Raw genomic sequence first — 5,716 nt, forward strand, 5'->3', positions numbered from 1 at the left:
GCAGAGCGCGTACATCGACCCGCGTACTCGGTAGCACGGTTCGACGACGGCGACGAGTTCGCGGGTGAGCGCCGGATCTCGCAGGTTATGGCTCATGTGCCGGTCCAGGAGCGCCCCGCCGAACCGGGCGCCCAGGAGCCCCCCGAGAAGAGGGATACGCAGCAGGCCCGCGACCGGGGGCTTGCGCGCAAGGAGGCCCGCCGGGCCGACGATGACGAGGGAGGACGACGATTCAGGGTGCCGGAGAGCGTATGCCATGCCGATGACGGCACCCAGCGAACTGCCGATCACATGCGCGGGAGTCACCTGGATTTCGCGGAGGAGGTCTTCGATCTGCTGCACGAAGAACTGTTCGTCGTAGCGGGCGGAGACTCGATCGGAGTAGCCGCGCCCGTATCCGCTGTAGGCCAGTGTCCGGTACCCGCGCTGGTGCAGTTCGGCAGCCAGCCGGTCCCAGTAGTCCAACGGGATAGTGAGCCCGCCCACCAACAGCACGAGCGGCCCAGTGGCGGGTCCCGTGAGTTCGTACTGGGTGAAGCCGCGAGTGCAGCGTGCGAACTCGCCGCGCACTCGCGCCCGCAGAGCATCATCGAGGGTGATGTCCTCACCGGGGGCGGTGAAGTAAGGCAGGGCCATCAGGGCTTCTCCCGATCGTCGAGGGTGTCGAGGAACGCCTCGATCGCGTCGGCGACCCACTGCGGGTCTTCGTCCGTGAGCAGATGGCCTCCGGCGGGGCGGACACGTTCGACAGCGTGTGGCAGGTCGTGGGTGAAGTGCTGACCGTCCATGCCTTCGCTTCGAAGGACCAGGGTGGGTGTCGTGATGCGTCGCACGAGGGCGGACCGGTCTTCCTGATCGGTGCGGGCGAAGTCGATAAAGGCCTGCATGTTGCCCGGGCGGGTCATCATCGCGTGCACCCGGTCGATGAGCTCAGACGTGACAGCGCCCTGGGACCCGGGGCCTACGCTCGATCGGAGAGAACGTTCGACACCGGCACGGCCGGCGGACAGGCGAATGAGCGCCCGTCCGATCGGGCTGCGGGCGAGTCTCATCGGCAAGGGCGGCTTCTTCCCCGGGTAGCCAGTCGCGTTGATCAGCACGAGGCCGCTGACGGCATCGGGGGCATCGAGGGCGAGGTTCCAGGCGATGTTGCCACCGAGCGAAGTGCCGCCCACGACCGCCGGGGGGATCTTGAGCGCTTCCAGGATTCGCCGCACCGTGCCGGTGGTGGTGGTGATGCGGTAGTCGCGATCGGGTCGGGGACCAGTGAGCCCGAAACCCGGCAGATCCAAGCGGAGCACGTCATTGCGCGTCGACAGTCGCCGCGCGATCAAATCGAAGGTGTCCAGCGACGAACCGGAACCATGCAGCAGCAGGACGGGCCTGCCCCTGCCCGCACGCTTGTAGCGCACGCGCATCCCGTCGATCACGAGAAAACGGGAACCGGAATCCGCCATTGCACCCACTCCATTGTCAGATATTACGGTAACAGTGTTGCCTTAATGTGGCGTGGAGGTCAAGAGCTGGCAGGCGCGTCAGGCGGTTCGGTCGTCCTCCGCCTGCAGCGGAACGGCTCCGACCGCGACGTCTTGCGCGAACACTCCGGCCGGGTCGATCCGTGCGCGCTGCACATCGACGTCGCGGGCGACCGCCTCCGGGAAGGAGCGTTGCGGTCGGCGTCGGTCCTCGGCGTAGTTGGGTGCTGTGAAGCCGGTGCCCCAGGGCGCCATGGCGGTTCGCAGCGCGTCGAGCTCATTCTCGATGATCGGCGCCCTTGAGGCGCGGGTCTTCAGCCCGGTGGCGAACAGCGAGGTCGCTCCGCGGAGATCGGCGAGCGCGCCACCATCGGATGGTGCGTCGTCGAACGCGCCGCCGAGTTGGCGCAGCTCGATGGTCGCCAACGTCGACTGGGGGCGCAGCGCGATGTCCAGGAAGGCGCGCTGACCGGCATCGTCAAGGTGATCGATCAGCTGGTGGTCGGCGATGGTGGGCAGAGGCAGGGCGGGGTCCATGTGGGTCCAGGGAACGTCGAGCACACCGCCGGCGCGCCACGTGTCGAGCAGCGGCGTCCCGAGCGCCCGGAGCGGGCCGAGGAGCTCGTGGGTGACCGCAGCGACCCGGCCTTCCGCGTCGCCGGTCTGGCGCGAATGGACGACCCCATCCATGTTCACGACGGGTCGCCCGGCGATGGATCGTGGGATGCCGGGCAGGCCGGTCAGCCTCACAATCCGGAAGGTCGTGGATGCCTCCTTCGGGGCGGAGCGGTGCCACGTCGACCACGCAGCAAGGAGGTCTGCCGCGATCTCGATCGACCAGAACGCGGTGCCCGTGACCAGGGCTGTGATTGGGAACAACCGGACGGTGATGGCCGTGACGACGCCGAAGCCTCCCCCGCCGCCGCGGAGCGCCCAGAACAGTTGCGGGTCGTGGGAGCGGTCGACGAGGTGCAGGGCACCGTCGGCGGTGACGATCTCGATCGACTCGATGGAGTTGGCGGCCACGCCGGAGGTGCGGCCGTAGAAGCTCAACCCGCCACGGAGGAGATACCCCATCGCCCCGACCAGCGCGGAGGACCCGTGCGGGGCCATGAGGCCCGTGGGCGCGAGGGCCTGGACGACATCGCCCCAGCTGGTTCCTGCGGGGATGCGGACGGTTCGCGCGACGGGATCGATCGTGACAGGTTCTCTGAGTCGGACGCGGATGAGGGCGACCCCGGCGAGGTCGGGGAGGGACACAGCGGCATGACCGGTCGAGTTGGCGATCACACCGAGGCCGGACGAGGCCGCATCGGCGACGGCTGACTGGACATCGGCAACGGTTGCGGCAACGTAGGCGCGATCCGGTCGGGGGTGTGCGGAGCGCTCGAAGCCTTGGATCGCGCGGCGGTAGGGCGCCGTTCCCGGTTGAAGGCGACGTCCTGTCGCGGTCGCGGGCCGGAATGCAGCGGGGAGCGCTAGCACCGCCGTCAGGGTTACCAAGACGACCGGGGCGACACTGCCGGGGAGCGTCGCGGACGCGATCGCGGCGGCGAGTCCACCGATCACTGCCGCGGCAAGGATCCGCGCGGCCGCCTCCGCAGCACGCTCGGGGCCCACGGCCCTGGAGAGCTTCACGACGGCGACCGTGAGATAACCGGCGGTGACCGCCAGAGCGGCCAGCGGCACCACGACCATCCATTCGCCGGTGAGCACCGTGACGCCCACGGTCGCCGATGCGAGTGCGGCGGACAGCGGAAGCAGCACCCGCCCGGCCCGGCGTGCGGTCGCCGCCCACGGGCTCCCGACCCCCAGGACGAATCGCATCCGGGGTGTCGCTGGGGTGCGGATCTCCGCTCCCGTGGCGGCTAGCGCGCACAGGGCCGGCGCCGCGAGTGCAGCACTCGCCGCCGCCAGCCCGGCCGCGACGACCCCGGCCCACCCCGGCAGTCCTCCCCAGCAGGCAACCATGGCGACAGCAAGCGCAGGAATGGTCACCAGACCCAGAGCACCCGCGCGTCGTCGGCTACTCGCGTCGCTCGCCGCTCCTCGAACCAGGAGGACGACGGTGGCGACCGCAAGCGCGATAGCCGCACCGGTCGACGACCCGGTGACGAGTGCCGCCAGGATCGCGGAGCCGACAGCGAGTGCCAGGCCGACCGCGGACAGGACACGCCCGACGGCACCGATCCAGACCAGGTTGGGCCGGTGAGGGTACGCGCCTCCGAGCGTGGACACGGGGTTCTCCTGTCTCTGGTGTTAGGAATCAGTGCGCGCCCGCGGGTTCGAGCCTGGCGACCGGGCCTCGGGTGAATCCCCGGGCATCGAACAACCGCATGACCGCCAGCCCGACAACAAGTCCGACGACGATAGCGATGATCGACGCGGTCACGCCCTGGCCCAGCCCCGTCTCCCAGGACCCGTCGAGATAGAGGATCGACCGGGCACCGGCATAGATCTGATGCATGGGCTCGAACGTCGCCAGCCAGCGGAAGAAGCCCGGCGTCGCTTCGATCGGCACGGTGCCCCCCGACGAGGGAATGGCGAGCACGACCATTATGAAGAGGTTGACCATGAGACCTGGGTTGCCGAGGACGGCGTTGATGGTCTGCGCCACAACGGCGATACCGGTGATTGCCAGAGCACCGAATGCCCACAGCTCCCATGGGCGGTCGATAGGCATACCGAGCGCTGCCGAGATGCCGACATACGCCGCAGAGACAAGGACGGCAATCACCGCCATTACGGCCCACTTCGCCACGAGCGTGCGCGTCCGGCTGAACCCAGAGGGTGACTCCATCCGATAACGCGGACCGAACTCGAACGGCACGAAGCCTAGCCGCGAGTCGATGAACGCGTTGGCGACGAGCGAACCGGAGAACCCGGCGAGGATCAGGATCAGCGCGTAATAGAACGCGGACAGCCCCGATCCTGTCCCGTCCGGGAGCGGATTGAACGCTGTCACCGTCACCTCCAGAGGATCTGTGAGCGCGAGCGTCGCCGCGCCCGGCAACGGGGCGACGGCGCCGAGCCTGGCCTGGGTCTGCTGCACCATGCCCTGCAGCTGTCTGCCGAGCTCGGTGTTCGCCGTCGCGAAGGCCTCACGTCCTAGGGTCGCAACGGTGTTGGCCGTGAAACTTCCCATCCGCGGGTTGGTCAGCACCTCGACTGCGGGCTGAGCGACGGCTCCTGGCGCTCGGGCGCCCTGGGCGAGCGCTGCCACGTCCTTGCTCAACCCGGACGGAACAACCAGTGCCCCGTACAGGGAGCCATTTTCCATCTGCGCCTGCGCTTCCGCGAGGCTCAGCTGCTGCACATCGAATTCTTCCGCGTCGATCCCCTCCAGCAGTGCTGCCTCGATGTCATCGCCCACGTCGACCGACTGCCCGTTCGGCAACGTCGTGCCGGTGTCTTCATTCACCACGGCGATGGGGAAATCAGAAATGTTGTCCGCCGCGTTCAGGCTTCCGCCCAGGTAGGTCGCAGCGAGAGCCGCGCTGACGGCAACGACGGCCAGGATCGGCACCAGCCATGACAGCACGTGCGGGCTACGCCGCAGTCCGGCCGAGTGGCGGGAATGGGTCATCTCAGAGGCTCCGTTTCGGTGGGCAGAGAGTGGTCGACGCCGGGAACGAGTGTCGAGGGCGGCGAGACGGACGCGAGCCCGCCGACGACGCATCCATAAACGAAGTCACGGGCGCGACTGGCAATCGTCTCGATGGGGGGCCGCGCCGGTGAAGGCGAGGCAAGCCAATCGATGATCAACCAGACCGCACCCGCAGCCAGAGCCGAACGCGCGGAGTCGGCTGGCATCACGCCATCCTCCAGAAGCGCGACGACCGGAGAAGCGGCCTTCAGGCGGCCACTCACCGCATCGGTGACCGCCGTCACCACGGCGTTCCCGCCGGGCCCATTCACGACGCGAAGGTAGAACGCCTCATGCTCCGCGAGAGCCCGGACGACGATGGTAAAAGCGCCACCCATCACTTCCTGTACGTTCTCCTGAGCAGGAGCCAGCTCGAGATCGATACGATCAAATGCCGCCTCGAGACGTCCGAGAGCGGCAGCGGTGAACAAGTCCGAGAGGCCATCGAACGCCTGATAGAACGTCGGCCGAGTCACCTTCGCTTCTCTCACCACATCCGTTATCGAGATGCTCCATGCATCCCGCTGATCGAGAAGATCCGTCGCCGCCCGCCGCAGGGCATCCCGCGAACGGCTACCCCTCATCGGAACCGCCT

Annotated in this window: 5 protein-coding genes; all 5 read right to left on the reverse strand. The window is 68.2% G+C overall.

Annotation, left to right across the window (positions count from 1 at the left end):
• On the reverse strand, positions 1–636 hold a 636-nt coding region (locus VNT50_RS08190), incomplete at its 3' end, for an alpha/beta fold hydrolase (RefSeq protein WP_325484621.1).
• Entirely contained in the window at positions 636–1,457 is an 822-nt protein-coding gene (locus tag VNT50_RS08195; RefSeq protein WP_325484622.1) for an alpha/beta fold hydrolase, read from the reverse strand. The genes VNT50_RS08190 and VNT50_RS08195, both read right to left, overlap by 1 nt.
• Before the next feature lie 78 nt (positions 1,458–1,535).
• Positions 1,536–3,713 (reverse strand): FAD-binding oxidoreductase, encoded by a 2,178-nt coding sequence (locus tag VNT50_RS08200; protein WP_325484623.1) that lies wholly within the window; start codon positions 3,711–3,713, stop codon positions 1,536–1,538.
• 28 nt (positions 3,714–3,741) lie between these two features.
• The gene (locus VNT50_RS08205) at positions 3,742–5,061 is read right to left on the reverse strand and encodes a YhgE/Pip domain-containing protein (RefSeq protein ID WP_325484624.1); all 1,320 of its coding nucleotides are present in this window, start codon (positions 5,059–5,061) and stop codon (positions 3,742–3,744) included.
• On the reverse strand, positions 5,058–5,716 hold a 659-nt coding region (locus VNT50_RS08210; RefSeq protein WP_325484625.1), incomplete at its 5' end, for a TetR/AcrR family transcriptional regulator. The genes VNT50_RS08205 and VNT50_RS08210, both read right to left, overlap by 4 nt.

Origin of the sequence: Microbacterium sp. (assembly GCF_035554235.1) — a bacterium.
Taxonomy (GTDB): Bacteria; Actinomycetota; Actinomycetes; order Actinomycetales; family Microbacteriaceae; genus Microbacterium.